This is a genomic window from Burkholderia sp. SR8 (assembly GCF_052851275.1).
Map to the genome: position 1 here is coordinate 1 of NZ_JAULUC010000060.1, position 1,958 is coordinate 1,958.

Below are 1,958 nucleotides of genomic sequence, written 5' to 3' on the forward strand. Positions count from 1 at the left end.
GGTAAGTTCGCCGACGGCCGCGAAGCTCGGCCGCGACCACGACGAACTGATCGACGCGATCGTGCGGCGCGATGCGGACGCGGCCGAACGCGCCGCGCACGAGCATACGATGCTGTTCCAGAAGCGCTTCCTCGACTACATGAAGCAGAACATGACGGAATCAATGGTCGTGCTTTGAACATCCACCGACGGACGGATGCAAGACTAGGGTGATATTGCGAGGCGGGAGGTTCCGCGAAGCGACTGAATACGATCGCTAATTCGTTTATATGTATTTTGATGGCTGGCAGATAATAACTCTTATTGGTCCAGTACTGTCGGTGTAGATGCTCCACGGCAGATCATTCATGAATACTCGATGGAGGAAGCGCAATCGACATGAAGACGGTCCTGGCCTTTGTGGCCGTCAACATGGGGGGCCTCCGATGTTGTACGCGAGTCACTGAGAGTAGAATCCGTCGGGAGCTGATGATTTTTTGCTGTGAGTGCGCTGCTGGTTTCAGCGATGACGTTGGCATGCAGGATGCGGGCTACTTAGACGCGCTGGTGCGCATGTTCGATCAGGCGCTGAAGGCCGTCAGCGCACTGCCTGACGGCCGCCGACCGGCACTTCTTACCCGGTTGGACGCAGTCCGTCGCATCAGCCATAACTTCGGGTATGGCCTCGGCGACGCCATGGATGAGTTGCTGGCCGAGTATGGAGCCGATGGCTGATCGCGATCTCTTGGCAGCATTGCAAGCAGAAAACGCTCGTCTGATCGCGCTACTGGAAGCTAACGGCATCGCATGGCGCCTGCCGCCTCAAGCTGCGAAACCGCCCAAGATGGCGGATTTCTCGCGCTTGTCCACCGACGAAAAAGTCACGCTCTTTCGCGAGCTGTTTCGCGGCCGTACCGACGTCTATCCGGTGCGATGGGAGAGCAAGACCACCGGCAAGTCCGGCTACACACCAGCTTGTGCGAATGAGTGGCGCGCCGGAGTGTGCGAGAAGCCGCGCATCAAGTGCGGCGATTGCGGTAACCGCCTCCTGATACCGCTTTCCGACGCGGTTATCTACGATCACCTTGCTGGCGGGCACACCGTCGGCGTTTATCCCTTGCTTGAGGACGACACCTGCTACTTCCTGGCAGTCGACCGCGACGAGGCCGAGTGGCGGGACGATTCTCGCGCGTTCGTGCTGTCCTGCCATGAATTGGGGCGTGCCGTGGCATTGGAGATTTCGCGCTCAGGGCAAGGGGCACACGCGTGGATCTTCTTCTCGGCCAAGGTGTCTGCCCGCGATGCCCGTCGCCTGGGGACGGTCATCATCAGTCACACCTGTTCACGCACCCGGCAGCTTCAGCTTTCGTCCTACGACCGCCTGTGACCTGCAGCGGAATTCTGTGACCAATCAGGCAGTGAGTCTCGCGTCGATATTGTCGGAATCCAGCCAGGCTCGACGGACCGTGGCGGGAGGTTGATAGCGATGAGCGCTGTGGGGCCGGCGCTCGTTATAGAACTGCCGCCAGCGTTCGTGAGCACCTTGGCCTCGGCGCGGCTGCGGAACCATTCGCGGTTTAGCAATTCGTCTCGCAGTTTGCCGTTGAAGCTTTCGACGAATCCGTTTTGCTATGGACTGCCAGGCGCAATGAAGGCCGGACCGATTGCCGCGTCTCGCAGCCAACGCATGACCTTGGCAGCGGTAAGTTCGACCGTTGTCGGACCGAACAAACGCGGGCTTGCCGTACAGCCGCATGAGTCGCGACAGCGTCAAGATCACGTCCTGCGACCTCAGGCTGGCGCCAACCTCGATCGCCAGGCACTCGCGGGTGTATTCATCGATCACACATAGCATCTTCAAGGTGGTTACCACGTATCCAGGATGAGCCGGGGCAACGACTGTTCCCGAACCGTTCGGGCAACGCGATGACGCGCTCCAATGTCGCTGTCGCTGTCGGATGAGAATTGCCGTCACGCGG

The 1,958-nt window shown here is 59.7% G+C and carries 2 protein-coding genes and 1 pseudogene; 2 read left to right on the forward strand and 1 reads right to left on the reverse strand.

The features are described from left to right. The first annotated feature begins 378 nt into the window (after positions 1-378). Entirely contained in the window at positions 379-714 is a 336-nt protein-coding gene (locus tag Q3A80_RS31755) for a hypothetical protein (protein ID WP_446332726.1), read from the forward strand. Further along, positions 707-1,366: a TOTE conflict system archaeo-eukaryotic primase domain-containing protein gene (locus tag Q3A80_RS31760; protein WP_446332727.1), complete on the forward strand. Its 660-nt coding sequence runs from the start codon at positions 707-709 to the stop codon at positions 1,364-1,366. The genes Q3A80_RS31755 and Q3A80_RS31760 overlap by 8 nt, the downstream gene beginning before the upstream one ends. Before the next feature lie 24 nt (positions 1,367-1,390). Here Q3A80_RS31760 and Q3A80_RS31765 read toward each other — a convergent pair. Further along, positions 1,391-1,840, reverse strand: a pseudogene (locus Q3A80_RS31765) (integrase core domain-containing protein); the annotation flags it as partial. Positions 1,841-1,958 lie beyond the last annotated feature (118 nt).

Bases quoted from the DNA above. Each gene is read 5' to 3' on its own strand.
- Q3A80_RS31755 (WP_446332726.1), top strand. From the start codon at position 379: ATGAAGACGGTCCTGGCCTTTGTGGCCGTCAACATGGGGGGCCTCCGA.
- Q3A80_RS31760 (WP_446332727.1), top strand. From the start codon at position 707: ATGGCTGATCGCGATCTCTTGGCAGCATTGCAAGCAGAAAACGCTCGT.